At 54.4% G+C, this 18,435-nt stretch carries 20 protein-coding genes; 11 read left to right on the top strand and 9 right to left on the bottom strand.

What is annotated here, in order from left to right; translation table 11 throughout:
• The 3 genes from NG42_RS07510 to NG42_RS07500 all read right to left on the bottom strand — a co-directional run.
• A partial coding sequence (locus tag NG42_RS07510; protein WP_052898718.1) for an FUSC family protein occupies positions 1-1,416 on the bottom strand: 1,416 nt, incomplete at its 3' end.
• A gap of 6 nt (positions 1,417-1,422) precedes the next feature.
• A complete protein-coding gene (locus tag NG42_RS07505) occupies positions 1,423-2,280 on the bottom strand; it encodes an efflux RND transporter periplasmic adaptor subunit (RefSeq protein ID WP_052898653.1) in 858 nt (285 codons plus the stop codon).
• 4 nt (positions 2,281-2,284) lie between these two features.
• Positions 2,285-2,512, bottom strand: a complete 228-nt coding sequence (locus NG42_RS07500; protein ID WP_052898652.1) for a DUF1656 domain-containing protein — start codon at positions 2,510-2,512, stop codon at positions 2,285-2,287.
• A gap of 165 nt (positions 2,513-2,677) precedes the next feature.
• On the opposite strand from NG42_RS07500, the gene slyA reads away from it, so the two are divergent.
• The gene (gene slyA / locus NG42_RS07495) at positions 2,678-3,115 is read left to right on the top strand and encodes a transcriptional regulator SlyA (RefSeq protein ID WP_052898651.1); all 438 of its coding nucleotides are present in this window, start codon (positions 2,678-2,680) and stop codon (positions 3,113-3,115) included.
• A gap of 45 nt (positions 3,116-3,160) precedes the next feature.
• On the opposite strand, the gene slyB is transcribed toward slyA, so the two are convergent.
• Positions 3,161-3,628: an outer membrane lipoprotein SlyB gene (slyB, locus tag NG42_RS07490; RefSeq protein ID WP_052898650.1), complete on the bottom strand. Its 468-nt coding sequence runs from the start codon at positions 3,626-3,628 to the stop codon at positions 3,161-3,163.
• A 284-nt stretch (positions 3,629-3,912) separates the two neighbouring features.
• Between slyB and anmK the strand changes: the two genes are divergently transcribed.
• The 5 genes from anmK (at position 3,913) to pdxY (ending at position 8,456) form a co-directional block, all read left to right on the top strand.
• Positions 3,913-5,037: an anhydro-N-acetylmuramic acid kinase gene (anmK, locus tag NG42_RS07485; protein WP_052898649.1), complete on the top strand. Its 1,125-nt coding sequence runs from the start codon at positions 3,913-3,915 to the stop codon at positions 5,035-5,037.
• Between the two features lie 32 nt (positions 5,038-5,069).
• Complete coding sequence (locus tag NG42_RS07480) at positions 5,070-5,390, top strand: MliC family protein (protein WP_052898648.1); 321 nt, start codon at positions 5,070-5,072, stop codon at positions 5,388-5,390.
• Between the two features lie 69 nt (positions 5,391-5,459).
• Complete coding sequence (gene pdxH / locus NG42_RS07475; RefSeq protein ID WP_052898647.1) at positions 5,460-6,116, top strand: pyridoxamine 5'-phosphate oxidase; 657 nt, start codon at positions 5,460-5,462, stop codon at positions 6,114-6,116.
• Between the two features lie 135 nt (positions 6,117-6,251).
• Positions 6,252-7,526 (top strand): tyrosine--tRNA ligase, encoded by a 1,275-nt coding sequence (gene tyrS, locus NG42_RS07470; RefSeq protein ID WP_052898646.1) that lies wholly within the window; start codon positions 6,252-6,254, stop codon positions 7,524-7,526.
• A gap of 69 nt (positions 7,527-7,595) precedes the next feature.
• A complete protein-coding gene (gene pdxY / locus NG42_RS07465; RefSeq protein WP_052898645.1) occupies positions 7,596-8,456 on the top strand; it encodes a pyridoxal kinase PdxY in 861 nt (286 codons plus the stop codon).
• Between the two features lie 49 nt (positions 8,457-8,505).
• Here the strand turns inward: pdxY and map are convergent, their stop codons facing one another.
• The 5 genes from map to NG42_RS07440 form a co-directional block, all read right to left on the bottom strand.
• Positions 8,506-9,291: a type I methionyl aminopeptidase gene (map, locus tag NG42_RS07460; protein ID WP_052898644.1), complete on the bottom strand. Its 786-nt coding sequence runs from the start codon at positions 9,289-9,291 to the stop codon at positions 8,506-8,508.
• Complete coding sequence (locus tag NG42_RS07455; protein ID WP_052898643.1) at positions 9,288-9,527, bottom strand: ParD-like family protein; 240 nt, start codon at positions 9,525-9,527, stop codon at positions 9,288-9,290. The genes map and NG42_RS07455 overlap by 4 nt, the downstream gene beginning before the upstream one ends.
• Before the next feature lie 122 nt (positions 9,528-9,649).
• Complete coding sequence (olsF, locus tag NG42_RS07450; protein WP_052898705.1) at positions 9,650-11,371, bottom strand: bifunctional ornithine lipid synthase OlsF; 1,722 nt, start codon at positions 11,369-11,371, stop codon at positions 9,650-9,652.
• 158 nt (positions 11,372-11,529) lie between these two features.
• Positions 11,530-12,429 (bottom strand): LysR family transcriptional regulator, encoded by a 900-nt coding sequence (locus tag NG42_RS07445; RefSeq protein ID WP_052898642.1) that lies wholly within the window; start codon positions 12,427-12,429, stop codon positions 11,530-11,532.
• A gap of 150 nt (positions 12,430-12,579) precedes the next feature.
• A complete protein-coding gene (locus NG42_RS07440; protein ID WP_052898641.1) occupies positions 12,580-13,359 on the bottom strand; it encodes an L-threonylcarbamoyladenylate synthase in 780 nt (259 codons plus the stop codon).
• Positions 13,360-13,583: 224 nt separating this feature from the next.
• On the opposite strand from NG42_RS07440, the gene NG42_RS07435 reads away from it, so the two are divergent.
• From NG42_RS07435 to NG42_RS23405, 5 genes are all read left to right on the top strand, one after another.
• Positions 13,584-14,159, top strand: coding sequence for an NADPH-dependent FMN reductase (locus NG42_RS07435; protein WP_052898640.1), 576 nt, complete (start codon positions 13,584-13,586; stop codon positions 14,157-14,159).
• 313 nt (positions 14,160-14,472) lie between these two features.
• Positions 14,473-15,480 (top strand): LacI family DNA-binding transcriptional regulator, encoded by a 1,008-nt coding sequence (locus NG42_RS07430; protein ID WP_053115748.1) that lies wholly within the window; start codon positions 14,473-14,475, stop codon positions 15,478-15,480.
• A gap of 16 nt (positions 15,481-15,496) precedes the next feature.
• Positions 15,497-16,324, top strand: a complete 828-nt coding sequence (locus tag NG42_RS07425; protein ID WP_052898639.1) for a sugar phosphate isomerase/epimerase family protein — start codon at positions 15,497-15,499, stop codon at positions 16,322-16,324.
• Between the two features lie 284 nt (positions 16,325-16,608).
• Positions 16,609-17,337: a gluconate 2-dehydrogenase subunit 3 family protein gene (locus tag NG42_RS07420; protein WP_052898638.1), complete on the top strand. Its 729-nt coding sequence runs from the start codon at positions 16,609-16,611 to the stop codon at positions 17,335-17,337.
• Positions 17,338-17,355: 18 nt separating this feature from the next.
• Positions 17,356-18,435, top strand: a 1,080-nt coding sequence (locus NG42_RS23405; RefSeq protein WP_241488324.1) for a GMC family oxidoreductase N-terminal domain-containing protein, incomplete at its 3' end; no start/stop codon positions are given.

The raw sequence follows: 18,435 nt of genomic DNA, 5'->3' as shown, positions 1-18,435 counted from the left end.
AAACACAATAAACTGGCCCCACAGCCCGGCGCGTTGCTTCTGTTGCAGCTTAAACAATTGCAGGGTAATCAGCAGCGGCAGCAAAAAGATCAGGAATTGCCACAGCTGGCTGATCTGCACCATCAGACCAAATTTGACCACAAAGCTGAACAGCGACAGCAGCAGCAGAGTTTTCAGCAGCAGTGAAATGCTGCCGGTCGGTGAGGGCGCAGAGGAGTAGAGCACGCAGCTGATGGCCGTCAGCGTCAGCGCCGCGCTACCGGCATCCCACTGGATATTGATCCAGAAAGTACAGCCCAGCACGATCACGCTAAAGGTGCGCAGTGCGCTCCAGCTGGCTTCCGCGCTGTCGGTATAACGCGCCAGTGACGGCACCGGCGGCGGCGAAAAACGCGTTTCGGCATCAGCGCGCTCAAACTGGCGCAACCAGCGGCTGACGTTAAGATGCATCCAGCAGAAATAGCGCAGACGATGCCAGAAGGCGCGATGACGATAATCATTGTCAGCCGTCGGCGCCGCGCTTTGCAGAATTTGTGCCAGCCGATACTTATCACAGTCGCGGCGTGCCAGTTCGTTCAACAATTGATCGATAACGCTGAACAGCACTGCCGGCGGCTCCGGCCAGTTAAGCAACATCCGCCGCAAGCTGGAGATCACGCTGGTCAGCCGCAGTTGCTGATGCAGCACATAGTTCAGCAGGTTATTTTGTCGGCGAAAGCGGTAGTGACTCCAGAACGCCTGAATGCGCAGCAGATTCATGGTGAGGATCTGGCCGATCACATTTTCATGAGCGGTGCGCATATTATCGGTAATTTCTGGCTGCAACAGTAGCGCAGCATGTTCCAGTAGCCGGGCGTGCTGAGTGTTCAGCGAGGTGATCAAAGTATCGCCATCTGAGGTGCTCGGCAGGATCATCATCATCAGACCGCCGCAAAGAATGCCGGAAATCACCTCGCAGACGCGAGCCTGGGTAATTTCCCACAGGTCGCCAATCTCGGTGATATTCACCGTGCTGAAGGCGATAATCGCCGCGGTGTAACCCGCCAGCGAAAACGCGTAGGCAACATTATTCTGAAAGTGATTGGCAATCCAGGTGCAGAGCGCCAGCCAGCTGGCAATTGCCAAAGTAAACAGCCACGGCTCATTCAGGGTATGGCCGGCAATCAGCAGCGCCGCGCTGGCACCCAGTAAGCTACCGGCGATGCGCCCCAGACTTTTACTGATCACACCGCCAACGGTCGGGAAGCTGACCACCGCCGCAGAGGTCATCGCCCAGTAGGGTTCATCAAGATCCAGCGCGTAAGCAATACTGAGCGCCAGACACATGGCAAGGGCATTGCGTAATGCATAGCGCCACTGGCCGCGGGTGGCCTTAATCCACGGCAGTTGTTTCCATTCCAGCCAGCTGAGATTGATCACGGATCAGGGCTGAATCGAGACGGTTGCGGTAGTACCGGCCACCAGTGGCAGGTCGTCCGGAATCTCGCTGATGGCGATTCGCACCGGCACTCGCTGCGCCAGCCGCACCCATGGCACATTTGGTTTGATATCCGGCACCAGCCCGCTGTCGCTTTCGATGCTCTGATCGTAAATCGCCCGGCCAATACTCTCTACGTAACCCTTCAGCCGCCGATCGTTGCTGTACAGCACGATATCGGCGGCGGCACCAGGTCGGATATGGCGAAGTTTCGTTTCTTCAAAGTAACCGACAATATAAAACGAGTGGCTGTCGACCAGCGCAAACACCGGCGCGCCGCTGGTGGCATAATTACCGGATCGCAGACTGAGATTACTGATCCAGCCATCGGTCGGCGCATAAATCTGCGTCTGTTGCAGATTCCATTGTGCCTGTGCCAGCGTGGCCTGTGCGGCTTTGGCGCTGGCCGCCGCCGCATTGGCGCTCAGATTGGCCGCATCCATATCTTCTGCCGAAATCACATTGCGCGGCAGGCTGCGACGACGACTGGCTTCGTGCTGGACTTTTTGTAAGTCGGCCTGCGCTTTGCTCAGCTGCGCTTCAGCATTTAGCAGCGCGATACGATAAGGTTCGTCATCGAGAGTAAACAGCAGGCTGCCTTTTTTTACCCACTGATTATCCTTCACCAGTAGTTTATCTATGCGTCCTGACACCTGTGGCGTAATATCAACCAGTTCGGCGCGCACTTTGCCATCTCGCGTCCATGGCGATTGCATGTAGTAGTTCCACAGCCACCAACCGGCGCACAGTGCGGCAGCAAAAACAATCACCGTTGAGAAGTACTTTAAGCTATTCAGTTTCATCTAATCACCAGCGTCCAGACAACCATAATGATGCACTTACACACAGCACAAACAGCGACAGATCCATGAGCGTGGGGTGCCAGATTTCGCCGGAATAGAGCCAGCCTCGTATCAGAGGGTGTAGCAATAACCAGATAAGGAAACCGAGCAGGACCGCTTTAAAAATCGGCGGAAAAAACAGCGAAGCACCAAAAACCAGGTCAGTGAGGGGAGCTGCGGAACTCAGTAGCATTGTCGACACGTTTCGTCATCCTTCATTGCGGGCAGGCGAGGGAACCCGAAATTAAAATACGCTTTCAAATGCGCGTTTGCGCTGAATTTGTATTTTGTCCTGTAAACTCGCAGAATAGTCTAGAATCAGGCTTGATAGCTAGCAAGCTAATTATAAGGAGATGAAATGGATACGCCACTAGGAACGGACCTGGCACGATTGGTGCGCATATGGCGCGCTCTGATTGATCAACGGCTTAAACCGTTGGAGCTGACGCAAACTCATTGGGTCACACTGCATAATATTCATCAGTTGCCGCCGGATCAGTCACAGATTCAGCTGGCTAAGGCAATTGGTATTGAACAACCTTCACTGGTAAGAACGCTGGACCAGCTGGAGGAGAAAGGGCTTATTACCCGTTGCACTTGTGCCAACGACCGTCGTGCAAAACGCATCAAGCTGACCAAAGAGGCCGAGCCGATCATCAGTGAAGTGGAGCATGTGATTGATGCAACACGCGATGATATTCTTGCGGGGATCTCTATGCAGGAGATTAATCTGCTGGTCACGCTGATTGCGCGGCTGGAGAAAAATATTCTCGAGTTGCACAATAAAACGGAATAACAGTTAAACAAAACCGGCGCCTGACGCCGGTTTTTTATGCGCCAGTTAACGTGGGGAAACGGTAACCTGGCTGCCGTTGGACGCCAGCATCACGCGCTGACCCACCGAGTAACGGGTTGCGGCCTGTTTCTGCACCACCAGAATGGTGTTGCCATCATCTTTACGCACTTCCAGCTCGACGCCATCGGTTTTATTCATGGCACCCTGCACGCCCTGACCGGCTACGCCGCCCAGTACCGCACCACCTGCGGTTGCCAGACTGCGTCCGCTACCGCCGCCAATCGTATTACCAAGGAAGCCACCAAGCACCGCACCGCCGATTGCGCCAATGACGTTACTGTCGTCACCGCCCTGAATTTGCACCGGACGAACTGAAACCAGCGTGCCGTAAGTGACGCTCTGAACCTGCTTGGCTTCAGAAGCGCTGTAAACGTCACCGGAAAGGGAGCTGGTATTTGTACAGCCTGCCAGCGTTATCCCGGTCAGTGCCACGACAAACAAACGCTTGATCATTGTGATGCTCCTTAATTACTTATTGGCTACGCAAAAGGTGCAGCCATTGCTAACCATATTATATGGCACAAGTCTCGCCTGATGCTGATTTTAGTCAAAAAAGCCGACAGGCGCAGCATACCGAAGCAAGGTTAAACGAAAATTCAATAACCATACCAACCGGATGGACTTTCAGTAAAAACCGTATGTCGCTTCAAAAAACGACAATTAATCATAGTATTACACGGTTATTTTTGCCAGGCTGAAGTAACGGCTCTTTCCGGGCGCGAGATTAAGGCAACGAAATGAAATCAGGACGTTATATTGGAGTGATGTCCGGCACCAGCCTCGATGGTGTTGATGTGGTGCTGGCAGCCATTGACGAGCGCATGGTAGCGCAGCAGGCCAGTTATATCCACCCGTTCCCGCCCGATCTGCGCCAGCAAGTGCTGGCAATATGTCAGGGACAGAGTCTGACCTTATCGCAGCTGGGCCAACTGGATACGCGTCTCGGTCGGTTGTTTGCCGAGGCCGTGCTGACCATGATGCAGCAGAAGGGGCTGGAGGCCTCCGATATTACCGCTATTGGTTGTCACGGCCAGACGGTGTGGCACGAGCCGCTGGGTGAGGCGCCCAATACCCAGCAAATTGGCGATAATAATCAGATTGCTGCCGCGACCGGCATCACCGTGGTCGGCGATTTTCGTCGGCGCGATATGGCGTTGGGTGGGCAGGGCGCACCGCTGGTTCCCGCTTTCCATCAGGCGCTGCTGATGCACCCCAGCGAGCGACGTATGGTGTTGAATATTGGCGGCATCGCGAATTTATCGCTGCTGATACCGGGTCAGCCGGTGCGCGGCTACGATACCGGGCCGGGCAATATGCTGATGGACGCGTGGATCTGGCGTCAACGCGGCAAAGCGTATGACAAAGACGGCGAGTGGGCCAGCAGCGGCAAAGTGATTGTCCCGCTGCTGCAATCGATGCTGGCCGATCCCTGGTTCGCGTTGCCGGCACCAAAAAGCACCGGGCGAGAATATTTTAATCTCGGCTGGATTGAGAAACAGCTGAGTGCTTTTCCGGCACTGGTGGCGCAAGATGTGCAGGCGACGCTGACCGAGCTGACAGCCACCACTATTGCCGGGCAGGTATTGTTAAGCGGCGGCTGCGAGCGTCTGATGGTCTGCGGCGGCGGCAGCCGTAACCCGCTGCTGATGGCGCGTCTGGCGGCACAACTGGCAGGAACGGAAGTGCTCAGCACCGATGCGATGGGAATCAGTGGCGATGATATGGAAGCACTGGCTTTTGCCTGGCTGGCCTATCGGACGTTATCCGGCCTGCCGGGGAATTTGCCCTCCGTTACCGGTGCCAGCCGTGCCAGCGTGCTGGGCGCGATTTACCCGGCTAATTATTCCGATGGTTCACACTGATGCGCTGTAATAGCGGAAAAAAGGAGTGATTGATGAAAAACTGCCTGATGGTAGCGGCTGCTTTGTTAACCTTGTCGGGGTGTGGCCTGATGTCGCACTCTGACCCGCAGCAGATCGAAACCCTGCATTATACCTGCGGCACGATGCCGCTGACGGTGAAGCTGGACAACCCGCAGCAGCAGGTCAGTCTGATTCTGGATGGTAAACCGCTGACGCTGAAACAGCAGGTCGCCGCGTCCGGCACGCGCTACAGCGACGGTAACTACGTATTCTGGTCGAAAGGCGACGGCGCTTTTATTGAGCGTAACGATAAAATTATTATTGATGATTGTCAGCTGCAATCAGGCCGTTAAGTCGTTGAAGTTCATCGGGGTGAAGCGCACAATGGCTTCACCCTTTTTTATTTTCCAGAAGCCTTTTTTATGACCGATAGCGATAACCTGCAACAGATTGCCCATCTGCGTCGCGAATATACGCGTGGTGGCCTGCGCCGTAAGGATCTTCCTGAACAACCACTCGATCTGTTTGAACACTGGCTGCGCCAGGCATGCGATGCTCAGCTGCCCGATCCCACCGCGATGAGCGTGGCAACCGTTGATGAAAACGGCCAGCCGTATCAACGCATTGTGCTGCTGAAACACTATGATCGGCAAGGAATGGTGTTTTACACCAATCTCGGCAGCCGTAAAGCGCATCAGCTGGAGAATAATCCGCGCATCAGCCTGCTGTTTCCGTGGCATATGCTGGAGCGTCAGGTGATGGTGCTGGGCAGGGTGGAAAAACTGTCGGCGCTGGAAGTGATGAAGTACTTCCACAGCCGACCGCGTGACAGTCAGATCGGTGCCTGGGTATCCAGACAGTCGAGCCGGATTTCCGCGCGTGGCGTGCTGGAAAGTAAATTCCTTGAGCTGAAGCAGAAGTTTCAGCAGGGCGAGATCCCGTTACCCAGTTTCTGGGGCGGATTCCGCATTAAAATCGACGCCATGGAGTTCTGGCAGGGCGGAGAACATCGCCTGCACGATCGCTTCATCTATCAGCGCGACGGTGAGGGCTGGAAAATCGACCGACTGGCCCCATGATTTGCTGAAATATCCCTATAAGCGCTGGCACTGAATCCTTCAGCGCTTTATTCTATAGCCCATATTTTTTCTTCCGCATCCAGGCGGAAAGCTGTGTACCAGCCCAGGTGCAGTCGTTTCTACATGGAGTCTTTGATGGCCAGCAGTAACCTGATTAAACAATTGCAAGAGCGGGGCCTTGTCGCCCAGGTAACGGATGAGGACGCGTTAGTAGCACGACTGGCGCAAGGGCCAATCGCACTCTATTGCGGCTTCGATCCGACCGCCGACAGCTTGCATTTGGGGCATCTGGTGCCGTTGCTTTGCCTGAAACGCTTTCAGGACGCCGGACATAAACCGGTTGCACTGGTAGGGGGTGCAACCGGACTGATTGGCGATCCAAGCTTCAAAGCAGCCGAACGTAAACTCAACACCGCCGATACCGTTAATGAGTGGGTTGACAAGATTCGTCATCAGGTGGCACCGTTCCTTGATTTTGACTGCGGTGACAACAGCGCCATTGCCGCCAATAACTATGACTGGTTTGGCGGCATGAACGTGCTGACTTTCCTGCGCGATATTGGTAAGCACTTCTCTGTTAATCAGATGATTAACAAGGAAGCGGTTAAACAGCGCCTGAATCGTGACGATCAGGGAATCTCTTACACCGAGTTTTCCTACAACCTGTTGCAGGGTTATGACTTTGCCTGCCTGAACGAGCGTCACGGCGTGGCGTTACAGATTGGCGGTTCCGACCAGTGGGGCAATATCACCTCTGGTATCGACCTGACGCGTCGTCTGCACCAGAATCAGGTATTTGGCCTGACAGTGCCGTTGATTACCAAAGCCGATGGTACCAAATTTGGTAAAACCGAAGGTGGCGCAGTCTGGCTCGACGCGAAGAAAACCAGCCCGTACAAATTCTATCAGTTCTGGATTAACACAGCCGATGCCGATGTGTATCGCTTCCTGAAATTCTTTACCTTTATGAGCCTTGACGAGATCAACGCGCTGGAAGAAGAAGATAAAAACAGCGGGAAAGCGCCACGTGCTCAGTACGTGCTGGCCGAAGTGGTGACGAAGCTGGTGCACGGTGAAGACGGTCTGGCAGCGGCAAAACGTATTACTCAGAGCCTGTTCTCCGGTGCATTGAATGAGATGACCGAAGCGGACTTCGAGCAGCTGGCGCAAGACGGTATGCCGACCATCGAACTGGCGGCAGAAGACGATCTGCAACAGGCACTGGTCAATGCTCAGCTGGTGCCATCCCGTGGCCAGGCGCGCACCATGATCGGTTCTAATGCGGTAACGGTGAACGGTGAGAAGCAGTCTGACGCGGAATACCGCTTCAGCGACAGCGACAAACTGTTTGGTCGCTTTACCCTGCTGCGTCGCGGCAAAAAGCACTACTGCCTGGTGTGCTGGAAATAAAATAATATCGATACTCAAGTGCCGGCGAGGTCGGCACTTCTTTGGCAAGGCTGTGCAGGTCCCCCGATAATGAAAAATATTCTCTCTATCCAGTCGCATGTGGTTTTTGGTCATGCCGGCAACGGCGCGTCAGAATTTCCGATGCGTCGTATGGGCGCAAACGTTTGGCCGCTTAATACCGTTCAGTTTTCTAATCATACTCAATATGGTCACTGGGCTGGCTCAGTCATGCCGGCCTCGCATCTGACGGAGATCGCGCAAGGCATCGCTGAAATCGATCGTCTGAAAACCTGTGATGCCGTGCTGAGTGGTTATCTCGGCTCGGCCGAGCAGGGCGAACATATTCTGCAAATTGTTCGTCAGGTGAAAGCAGTTAACCCCGACGCCTGGTATTTCTGCGATCCGGTGATGGGTCATCCGGAAAAGGGGTGTATTGTGGCACCGGGCGTCGCTGAGTTTCACTGCAAGGCAGCACTGCCGGCCAGCGATATTATCGCGCCAAACCTGCTGGAGCTGGAAATGCTCAGCGGCAAAAGCGTGACCAGTGTTGAAGAAGCGGTCGCCGCAGCACGTGAACTGATCGCACTTGGACCCAAAGTGGTGCTGGTGAAGCATCTGGCGCGTGCCGGTCTGCGCAGCGATCGTTTTGAGATGCTGCTCATCACCGCTGACGAAGCTTTCCATATCAGCCGTCCGCTGGTGGATTTCGGCGTGCGTCAGCCGGTGGGCGTTGGCGATCTGACCAGTGGTCTGCTGCTGGTGAATCTGCTGCACGGCGAGCCGCTGCAACAGGCGCTGGAGCATGTGACGGCGGCGGTATATGAAGTGATGATTAAAACCCATGAAATGGGTGAATATGAACTCCAGCTGGTGGCGGCGCAGGATGAGATTGCCAAACCGCGTCACCATTTTGCGGCGGTAAAGCTGTAAACCGGATGGTATTTGCTGTACGGGAGCCGTTTTCGGCTCCCGTAATGCTTCAAATCGCTTCGTAATCGCCGGTGCCTTCTGGCCACGGCGTCAGCAAATCATAACCTGAATCGGTTACCGCAATGGTGTGTTCCCACTGTGCAGAGAGGGAGCGGTCTTTGGTGACCACCGTCCAGCCATCCGCCAGCACGCTGGTCGCCGCTTTACCGACATTAATCATCGGTTCGATGGTGAAAATCATGCCCGGTTCCAGCACCATACCTTCTCCGGCGATGCCGTAATGCAGCACCTGCGGCGTGGTATGATACTCCCGGCCCACGCCATGACCACAATACTCCCTGACCACTGAGAACCCTGCACCTTCAGCCACGCGCTGGATCGCCGCGCCGATATCGCCGAGCGTGGCACCCGGACGAACCACCTTAATACCCGCCACCATTGACTGATAGGTGATATCAACCAGCCGACGTGCGCGTACCGACGGTTCACCGACAAAATACATTCTGCTGGTATCGCCATACCAGCCATCTTTAATAATCGCCACATCGATATTGACGATATCGCCGTTTTTCAGCTTTTTATCCGACGGGATGCCATGACAAACCACATGATTCACCGAGGTGCAGACCGTGCGGGTGTAGCCCTGATAACCGATATTGGCGGGAATCACCTGTAGCTGATTAACCAGATAGTCATGACACAGGCGATCAATTTCATCAGTCGTCACGCCAGCGCGCACATACGGGGTAATCATTTCCAGCACTTGCGCCGCAGCCTGCCCGGCCGCGCGCGCCTGTTCAATTTCTGGCTGCGAGTGCAGTTTTACTACTTTCATAGTCTTTCCTCCTGCTTATCAAAGGCATGCAGCAGGCTGGCGATATCGGAGCCACCTTGCAGTTCCGCCTTAACCAGTGCGCGCGCCAGCTGCTCGTGCGTCAGCTGCGGGCATAGCTCGGCCAGCATACCGATTTTCATCCAGTGTTCGGCCTGCGCATTTATCGATCGGCTCATGGCATTACTGGCGATGCGCAAATTCTCATGCATCAAATCTGAGATTTTTACGATTCCCATACGTCACCTATACGAAACATATATGGAACGTATATTGCCATAGCCGGAGAGGAAAAAGATAGCGCCAATACGGATTGCGTGATGGCGCGGGGAGGGTTTTAGCGGAGCCGCAGTAAAACCGGCTAATCAGGTTTCACGTCAGCATCAAGATGAACGGCGATATAACGCTGCCAGCGCGAGGGTTTCAGCCGGGTCAAATCCACCAACACCAGCCCGTCAATACAGTGGTTAAAATCCGGGTCGCTGCCAAAATCAATAAACTGCACGCCGCCTGGCTCGCACAGTTCGGAATACTGTTTATACAGCGGCGGAATCGCGGTACCGAGGTTGCTCAGCATCTGCTTGAGACGCTTTAAATCTTCCGGGTAGTTGTCACCGGTAAACTGTGCCAGCACCGCAGGCAGTGAGGCGGGCCATGGCCGTCGCGAGGTCGCCAGCGGCAGAGTCGGGGCGAAGTAGAGTCGGTAAAACGCCACCAGCAAGTCGCGAGCCGCCACCGGCATCCCGCCGGAGATTGACACCGGACCAAACAGATAACGATATTGCGGATATTTTGCCAGGTAAGCGCCAATTCCCAGCCATAAGTAGTCCAGCCCGCGTTTACCCCAGTAAGCGGGCTGAATAAAACTGCGACCCAGCTCAATGCCCTGCATCAGCACCGGGTTCATCTGATCATCGTAATGAAACAGACTCTGGCTGTAGATGCCACTGACACCTTTGCGTTCCAGCTGTTCAGCGGTAGGGAGAAAACGATAGGCACCGACAATATCCAGCGCCTGGTGATCCCACAGAATCAGATGATAATAGTCGTCATCATAGTCATCCAGATCGCGCCGTTTGCCGCTGCCTTCACCCACTGCGCGAAAGGCAATTTCACGTAGCCGCCCCAGCTCACGCAGGATTGGCACATAGTCTTCGCCGTTACGGCGATAAAGATAGATGATCTTGCCATCGGCAAGCTGGCCGAGGACTTCACACTGTTCCAGCGCGCGCTTCAGTACCGCGCGATCCTCCGCACGGGCAATCGCCGGTTCGGTCTGAAACAGCGCGGATTTTCCCTGTTCAATGCGGTAAAGGTGACGTCGGAAGCGCATAGCCAGCTCTTTGGCTGGCGTATGGCCATCATGCCAGCTGGCAAAGGGAATGCGTGCACCAATTTTCAGCTTTAGCCGCGCACCACGATGTTTAAACATCTCGCGCACCAGCAGCAGCATCGACAGCGGCTGATACACTACCGAGGCAATATAGAACAGGAGACTGTTGCGCCCGCTGACGTGAATCGGCACCACCGGTGCACGAAACCGGGCGGCGAGGCGGATAAAGCCGGAGCGCCATTTCCCGTCCTTTACCCCTTTAGGGCCGAAGCGCGACACTTCCCCGGCCGGAAAGAAGATCAGCACCCCGCGATTTTCCAGCTGCTCTTGCATCAGTATCACCTGCTGGCGGCTGGTGCGGTTGCCCATATTGTCCACTGGCACCATCAGGCTGCGCAACGATTCGAGGCAGTTCAGCAGGCGGCTGGTGACAATTTTGACATCGCGCCGCACCTGCGACACTGCATGCAACAGAGCCAGCCCATCCAGCGTGCCCAGCGGATGGTTGGCAACGATCACCACCGGGCCCTGGCTGGGAATCTGCTCCAGATCGCGCTCGCTAAGCTCACAGCGAATATCCAGGTACTCCAGCACCTGTTCCACCCTGTCCAGCCCCTTCAGGTGGCGATGCTGCTGGTTAAATTGCTGAAACTCTTTTTCATGGAGCAGTATTCGCAGCACGTTTTTTTGCCAGCCAGGCGTATTGCGCTGCGGATAAAGGTCGTCCAATACGGTTTCAATAGTAAACACGGGCATCCCTCCGGTGGCTTTCTGGCGACAGTAAACAGCCCGGATGACGATTTAATGACTGCTGAATGACAATCGCGCTAACCGGGTGGCGCGCGTACAGGAAGGGTGGCTGGCTGAATTTTAATCAACAATCTCTGCGATTAAATTTCCTGATGGTTTCACGGCAGTTCACGTTGCAGGCGTTGTTGCAGATCGCTGGCAAAACGCCTGACGCGTGAAGATAAATTGTGTTCCGACTTAAACAGCATCCAGGCATGGTAAGTATCCATGCGCCAGCCGGGCAGCAGGCGGATCAGTTTTCCACTGGACAATGCTTCTCTCGTCATATAATCAGGCAGATAAGCAATGCCTCCACCCGCCAGCGCTGAACTCATCAACGCAACGCTGTTATTGGCCCGAAAACGGCTGCGCACGTCGATATCGATCTTGTGCTTATCTTTGCGAAACGGCAGGGAAATGGTGTGGGCGGGCCCGCGAAACAGAATATAGTCATAACGCGGCAGGTCTTCCGGTTTTTCAATTTCCGGATACTGACGGAGATAGTCCGGCGTGGCGTACAGCCCCCAGGTGATATCAATCAGTGGCTTCGCGCGTGAATCATCAGGAGAATCGCGGTCGATAACAATCGCAATATCAAAAGGATCCTCATCAATATGCACCGCTCTGTCGGTCAGATCGAGATCGACAGTGACGTGAATATTCCCGGCAATAAAGCTATTTAAGGCCGGCACAATACATTGGCAACCGAAGGTGACCGGCGCGACTAAATGCAGATTGCCGAGAGGTTCTTCATGCACATTACGGATAAAACGCTGCGCGCTTTTTACCTCATTCAGTATGCGGTAGCAGTACTGATAGTAACTCAGCCCGACCTCAGTCACTGCAATGGTGCGGGTGGTGCGATGCAGCAATTGTGCGCCCAGGCGGACTTCCAGCCGCGAAATCTCGCGACTGACAGAAGATTTTGACATCTGTAATGAGCGGGCGGCTTCGGTAAAGCTCAGGGTTTCCACCACCCGGGCAAATACCGCCATCGCGGTCAGGTTTTCAATGTCCATCGACGGTCCTGAAGAGAATCAGCATCATGCTACTGTAGCGAAACCGGCTCATTGTTGCACGGCAGAAATAATCCTCAGCGTTTATCCGGGTACTCCGTTTCACTAAGTTGGCCTGCGCCTTTCCGGTTCCGGCTCAGGCCTGGACGGTAATCAGTAGTAATCGCCGTGGCGGTAATCCCAGCTGGTAAAGGTTTCGGACATCATCGCCATAATTTTCTCCACATCCAGACCTTTACGGATCAGAATCGGGCAGGGCGTCACTTTGCGCTCACCGTGCTGTTGCGGCACCAGCTGGCCTTCGGCATCCACCATCGACACCATCACCCCCTGTTCGTAGCGCGTTTTAGTACTGTCGTTGGGCTGGATTGATTTAACGTAATCGTTAGCCGCGATAATCAGGTCGGCGCGTTGTTCTATACGTTCACCGATACCTTCCACCAGCCCACGGTTACCTTTTCCGGACGGATTAGCCGAGCTGGCAAAGGAGAATTTTCCGTGGTTTTCCCACAATTCTTTCGCCAGAATTTCGCCGGGCGTACCGAACTTAATCACAAAACAACTGGTCTGGCGGCCATCCATCATCAGCTGTTGCGAACCGTCATCCGGGATGCGCGCCAGCGCCGATGTTTTCCACGGCAGAATGCAGCCCAACAGCACATCGGCGTCCCAGTGCTGTTGATACAGCTGCTCGATTTCCGGATTAAGTTGCGCCAGCTCTCTCAACTGCTCCAGCGAGCCACACAACACCACGCCCGGTTTATTACGCTTACGCTGCTTCGCTTCAAACTTACGTTCCAGACCGGCTTTATCGGAGGTCATAATGATATAACCCACTTTGGTTGGGCTGACGATCATCCCGCCATCTTGTGACAAAATTTCCACCGCCTCCGACTGTAAACCACCGTTCCACTGCACTTTTTTATCACCCATGACCGGACTCCTTAAGCTGGATAACGTTGCTGCAACCGCAGCGTTAACGTCATCCTAACGCGGTTTTAGTGCAGATAAACCCGTGAACGGGATTGTTTCATTGTGGCAACAATAGGTGCGCATTCAGCACCTTAGCGGCACGGGCGTGGGATAAAGCTTGCAGCAGGCTGTTAGCTGGAACATTATTTTTACTCAAATAATCAATGATAATCAGGGGTAGGGTTATGTCTGAAGTGCGTGCGGTGAAGTTGGTTACGTTGCTGGGAAGTTTACGTAAGGCCTCGTTAAATGCGGTGGTGGCGAAGAATCTGCCTGCTCTGGCACCCGATGGGGTGGAGATCAGCGCACTCGGTTCGATTGGTGAGCTGCCCCACTATGATGCCGATATTCAGGCCAGCGGATTTCCTCCGGCGGTGCTGGCAATGGGGCAGGCGATTGCTGAGGCTGATGGCGTGATTATCGTTATGCCTGAATACAATTATTCCGTGCCGGGCGCGTTGAAAAATGCGCTGGACTGGATTTCACGTTTACCTGAAACGCCTTTCGCCGGAAAGCCGGTGGCGATTCAGACGGCGTCACCCGGCATGATTGGCGGTGCGCGTGCCCAGTATCATCTGCGTCAGATTATGGTTTTCCTTGATGCGCAGGTGCTGAACAAACCGGAGATTATGATTGGTCAGGCTGCCGCCCGCATTGATGCCGAATCGGGTGAAATCACCGATGAAAGTACACGGCAACACCTGACGAAACAAATTGCTGCGCTGGCCCGCATGGCACGGCAGACCCGCCATTCCGCTTAGTACACCGCCGCACCTCAGGGTGCGGTTTAGTTTATCCCGCCTCTGATTTCATCCGTCTTGATGCTGTTTTAACCGAAAAACGCCCGTCCAGCGTGCAAACTTCGCAGCGAATAAAATCTCATCAGTCTTTGCACCCGGTTGCACAAAGTGTTTGCAATCGGGTGCAAGTGGCAACATAATCGCAACATGACATTCGCCTTGCGTGAGTATTGATGGATTTAAGTCACTCGCGACGATAGCAAAAGTTTATTTTCTGTGGCGTTTAGCGTTCAATGTGCCAGTCGACTTCGCAAAACAGTTAAACGCAGGGAATATGGCTAAAAAATCGGAACCCCTTACGCATAAAAAAGCCACCGCCAGCGATGTTGCAGCGCTGGCTGGCGTCTCGAAATGGACGGTATCGCGGGCATTTACCCCCGGCGCATCGATTTCGGAACATGCGCGCGAGCAAGTGCTGGCGGCCGCAACCCGCTTAGGCTATCGGCCCAATCTGCTGGCGCGCAGCCTGTCGCAGAAACGCACGCAGATTGTCGGTGTGGCTATCGACCAGCTGAAAAATCCGCACTCGATGCTGATGCTCGATACGGTGACCAAAGCGCTACAGGCGCGTGGTTATATGACGCTGCTGCTGAACATTACCGAAGGCGAGCACTATCAGTCGGTAATGGCGTTAGCCGATCAGTTGCAGGTTGATGGCATTCTGTTCCTCGGCACCATTTTGACTGAGGATCTGATTACCATTGCGCGTGATATGCACCAGGTGCCGCTGGTGCAGGTGTGTCGCAACACCGAGGTGCAGGATATCGAGGCCGTGACGATTGACGGCTATCAGGCCGGAGCGCAGATCGCCAGGCTGCTGCTGGAGCAGGGATATCAGCGCTTTGGTTATATGAAAGGGCCCGATACCGCCTCGTCGCATTTATTGCGGCTGGAAGGCTACCGGGATGCGTTAGAACAGGCGGGAAAGCAGGTCGATATTCAGCTCATCGCCGGACATTATGATCGCCAGCTGGCTTATCAGACGATGAGCGACTACCTGGCTACCAGCGGGCAGCCTGTCGAGGCGATGTTCTGTGAAAACGATATTCTGGCGATTGGCACGCTTGAGGCAATACGCGACAAACACTGCCAGATTGCTATCGTCGGTTTCGATGATATTGACGAGGCGAGTGCGCCCGCGTGGCAACTGACGACGTTCAGTCAGCGCACCGACCGGTTGATCAATGAGGCATTAAATCGCCTGCTGGAGGGCGAAAGCTCCACGGCAGGTGAATGGCGTCAGGGGGAACTGCGCATCCGGCGGTCTCATCTGAAAATCTGAGGGGCAAGGAGTAGAGATGAAGTTGTCATTGCACGGAGTATCAGTCTGGTACAGCAATGCTGTTACCCAGTTACGTATTGCTCACGATTCCGGCTTTACCGGCCTGGAACTGCTACCTGAACATCTGTTCCGCTATCTGGATAACGGCGGCAGTTACGCTGATTATCGCCAGCTGATGGCAAAATATCAGATTGATATTACCTGTATTAATGCGCTGAAACGTATTGGTCGTCATCAGCCAGATGAGCGGGCGGCGATGTTACAGGAAGCCGAGAAAATTTGCCGTGCAGCGGCTGAACTGAACTGTCCGGTGGTGCAGGTTATGGCGCTGACCGAGCTTGATCACCTCTCTGAGTCTGAGCGAAATCGTATTCTGGTCGACAATATTGCGGCGATTGCCGATATTGGCAAGCCGATGGGCATTAAATTCCAGATCGAAGTGGTGGCCTTTACCGCCTTTAATTCTCTCAGTCAGGCGCTGGATATCATTGCGCAAACCGGCAAAGACAATGTCGGGCTGGTGATCGATTTCTGGCATCTTCACGCCGGCGGCAATACCCGGCCAGAAGAGGTTGCTGCGATGGATAAGCAACTGATTTACGGCGTCCATTTTTGTGATGGCCGCGCCGCTCGCGACGGTGAAGCGTGGGATGAGTGGGTACAGCGTAACTATGCGCCGGGCGAAGGGGATGTGGATATTGCCCGCTGGATCGAGGCGGTCAACGCTACCGGCTATGACGGCGTCTGGTCGCCTGAATGGCTCAGCCCGCGCTGCTGGGAATATGACCTGTGGGAAATTGGTCGCCAGAGCCGGGAAAGTCTGACCCGTTACGGTCTGAACTGACGTGTTATCACTGAGCGGTGGCAAAACGATCACCGCTTACAAAATATTATAATAAATAATGTATTAATAATTTAACCGGGATGCCGTTAAACACCCTGTCACTATAATAACTTTCTCGCGGAAGGCGTTAGCGCGTTCTGTCGATGGCCTTATGGTTTAATTCCTCGGGTTTATTTTTGTGGTACTGCTTATTTCGTTCCATTCTGGCGCGGAATAACTGCTGCCGCCAAAAAATAGTGTGTCTGAAAAATATAAATTAAGTGGTTTTATTTAAGGAAATAACCATGAACCGTAGAGAAGCGATATTTTCGCTAACGTCTGTCGTCGCATCACTCGCGGTTGCGCCAAAACTGAGCGCCCGCGAGATGCACAATGTGCCGCTGGAGACCGGTCTCAGTGCCGATCACCTGCCACAACCGGTCTGGCAACAGGGCTACCGGGTATTAACCAATGAAACTGACAGAAAGAATCTTTCGGCGGTTTTTGACCGGATAATACCGGCCGACAGTCACGGCCCATCCGCCACCGAAGCGGGCTGTATCGAGTTTGTTGATGGCGAACTGGCGGGGGATTACGGCTCGGGCGCGGCGCTGTATTTGCAAGGGCCACTGCATCCGGATAACGAAGAGCAACTGATGGGTAGCCCACAGTTTCTGACCTCGCCGAAAGAGCGCTATATGACCGGGCTGAAAGCGCTGGAAGCCTGGTCGCGCCATCATCACCAGGCATCCTTTCACACGCTGGATGCCGCACAGATTGACAGTTTTCTGAAACAGATGGAAGCGGGAAAAATTAATCTTGGCGACCAGGTTAACAGCCAGGCATTTTTTGAACTGATGCTGCAAAACGCTCGTGAAGGTTATCTGGCCGATCCAATTTATGGCGGAAATAAAAATATGGCGGGCTGGAAGATGATTGGTTTTCCTGGTGCACGCTATGACTACCGTCCTTATATCGATCGTCATAATGAAAATTTAGCGTTAATTCCTGTCAGCCTTATTCCTGACAATTAATCTTTCGGAGCAGAGCAGATGTCACAAGTAAGAAAAAGAGCCGATGTGGTGATTGTCGGCCTCGGCTGGGCGGGTTCCGTGATGGCGGAAGAACTGACTCGCGCCGGTCTGGAAGTGGTGGCGATTGAGCGCGGCGCATGGCGCGACACCTCGACCGATTTCCCACCCGCCATCGATCCGGATGAGCTGCGCTGGCGCACCCGTCGCAAAATTATGCAGCCAATGAGCGTGGAAACCACCACCTTCCGCAACCGTAGCAATCAGGATGCCGCGCCGGTGCGTAACTGGTCAGCGTTTCAGTATGGCTGGAACGTGGGCGGCGCAGGCACGCACTGGGCGGGGATGTCCTGGCGTTTCTCACCGTGGGACTTTGAGGTCGCCACGCAGACCCGCGAACGCTACGGCGCCGCCAAAATGAAAGGCTTACAGTTGCAGGACTGGGGCGTGACTTACGACGAAATGGCACCGTTTTACGACCGGTTTGAGCGCATTGCCGGTACGTCCGGCATCGCCGGTAATCTGAACGGCCAGCCCCAGCCGGGCGGAAATATCTTCGAAGGGCCGCGATCCCGCGACTACCCGACGCCGCCGCTGAAAGATACCCACTGGATGCGCCGCTATCGCCAGACCACGGAAAAGATGGGGTACCATCCGTTTACCATCCCGGCAGGCAATATTTCGCAGGCCTATGTGAATCCACTGGGCGTCACCATGGGGCCGTGCACCTACTGCGGTTTCTGTGATTTTCATGGCTGCGGCAACTTCTCTAAATCCTCACCGCAGGCCTGCATTCTGCCCGCGCTAATGCGCCGTAAAAACTTCACCTTGCTGACCGATACCGAAGTGCTGCATGCGGTGAAGCATGATGACGGCAAAACGGTGAAAGGGGTGAAATTTATCACCAAAGAGGGCGAACTCGGCTTCCAGCCCGCCGATATCGTCTGTATTACCGCTTATCAGATGGACAATGTGCGCCTGATGTTGCTGTCGAAAATCGGCCAGCAGTACGATCCGCGCACCGGTAAAGGCACCATCGGCCGCAACTATAACTATCAAACCTGCTCGACGGTGACCGGTTTCTTTGACGGCGAATATATG

It is taken from the genome of Winslowiella iniecta (assembly GCF_001267535.1).
Taxonomy (GTDB): domain Bacteria; phylum Pseudomonadota; class Gammaproteobacteria; order Enterobacterales; family Enterobacteriaceae; genus Erwinia; species Erwinia iniecta.
Note: the sequence above shows the minus strand (reverse complement) of the source record. Positions and strands in the feature narration are given on the sequence as shown.

Excerpts from the sequence above, each read along its gene's own strand:
- map (WP_052898644.1), bottom strand. The coding sequence starts at position 9,291 with ATGAAAGTAGTAAAACTGCACTCGCAGCCAGAAATTGAACAGGCGCGC.
- NG42_RS07445 (WP_052898642.1), bottom strand. The coding sequence starts at position 12,429 with ATGGACATTGAAAACCTGACCGCGATGGCGGTATTTGCCCGGGTGGTG.
- NG42_RS07480 (WP_052898648.1), top strand. The coding sequence starts at position 5,070 with ATGAAAAACTGCCTGATGGTAGCGGCTGCTTTGTTAACCTTGTCGGGG.
- tyrS (WP_052898646.1), top strand. The coding sequence starts at position 6,252 with ATGGCCAGCAGTAACCTGATTAAACAATTGCAAGAGCGGGGCCTTGTC.
- NG42_RS07420 (WP_052898638.1), top strand. The coding sequence starts at position 16,609 with ATGAACCGTAGAGAAGCGATATTTTCGCTAACGTCTGTCGTCGCATCA.
- NG42_RS07500 (WP_052898652.1), bottom strand. The coding sequence starts at position 2,512 with ATGCTACTGAGTTCCGCAGCTCCCCTCACTGACCTGGTTTTTGGTGCT.
- slyB (WP_052898650.1), bottom strand. The coding sequence starts at position 3,628 with ATGATCAAGCGTTTGTTTGTCGTGGCACTGACCGGGATAACGCTGGCA.
- anmK (WP_052898649.1), top strand. The coding sequence starts at position 3,913 with ATGAAATCAGGACGTTATATTGGAGTGATGTCCGGCACCAGCCTCGAT.
- pdxH (WP_052898647.1), top strand. The coding sequence starts at position 5,460 with ATGACCGATAGCGATAACCTGCAACAGATTGCCCATCTGCGTCGCGAA.
- NG42_RS07440 (WP_052898641.1), bottom strand. The coding sequence starts at position 13,359 with ATGGGTGATAAAAAAGTGCAGTGGAACGGTGGTTTACAGTCGGAGGCG.
- NG42_RS07505 (WP_052898653.1), bottom strand. The coding sequence starts at position 2,280 with ATGAAACTGAATAGCTTAAAGTACTTCTCAACGGTGATTGTTTTTGCT.
- slyA (WP_052898651.1), top strand. The coding sequence starts at position 2,678 with ATGGATACGCCACTAGGAACGGACCTGGCACGATTGGTGCGCATATGG.
- NG42_RS07425 (WP_052898639.1), top strand. The coding sequence starts at position 15,497 with ATGAAGTTGTCATTGCACGGAGTATCAGTCTGGTACAGCAATGCTGTT.
- NG42_RS07455 (WP_052898643.1), bottom strand. The coding sequence starts at position 9,527 with ATGGGAATCGTAAAAATCTCAGATTTGATGCATGAGAATTTGCGCATC.
- NG42_RS07435 (WP_052898640.1), top strand. The coding sequence starts at position 13,584 with ATGTCTGAAGTGCGTGCGGTGAAGTTGGTTACGTTGCTGGGAAGTTTA.
- pdxY (WP_052898645.1), top strand. The coding sequence starts at position 7,596 with ATGAAAAATATTCTCTCTATCCAGTCGCATGTGGTTTTTGGTCATGCC.
- NG42_RS07430 (WP_053115748.1), top strand. The coding sequence starts at position 14,473 with ATGGCTAAAAAATCGGAACCCCTTACGCATAAAAAAGCCACCGCCAGC.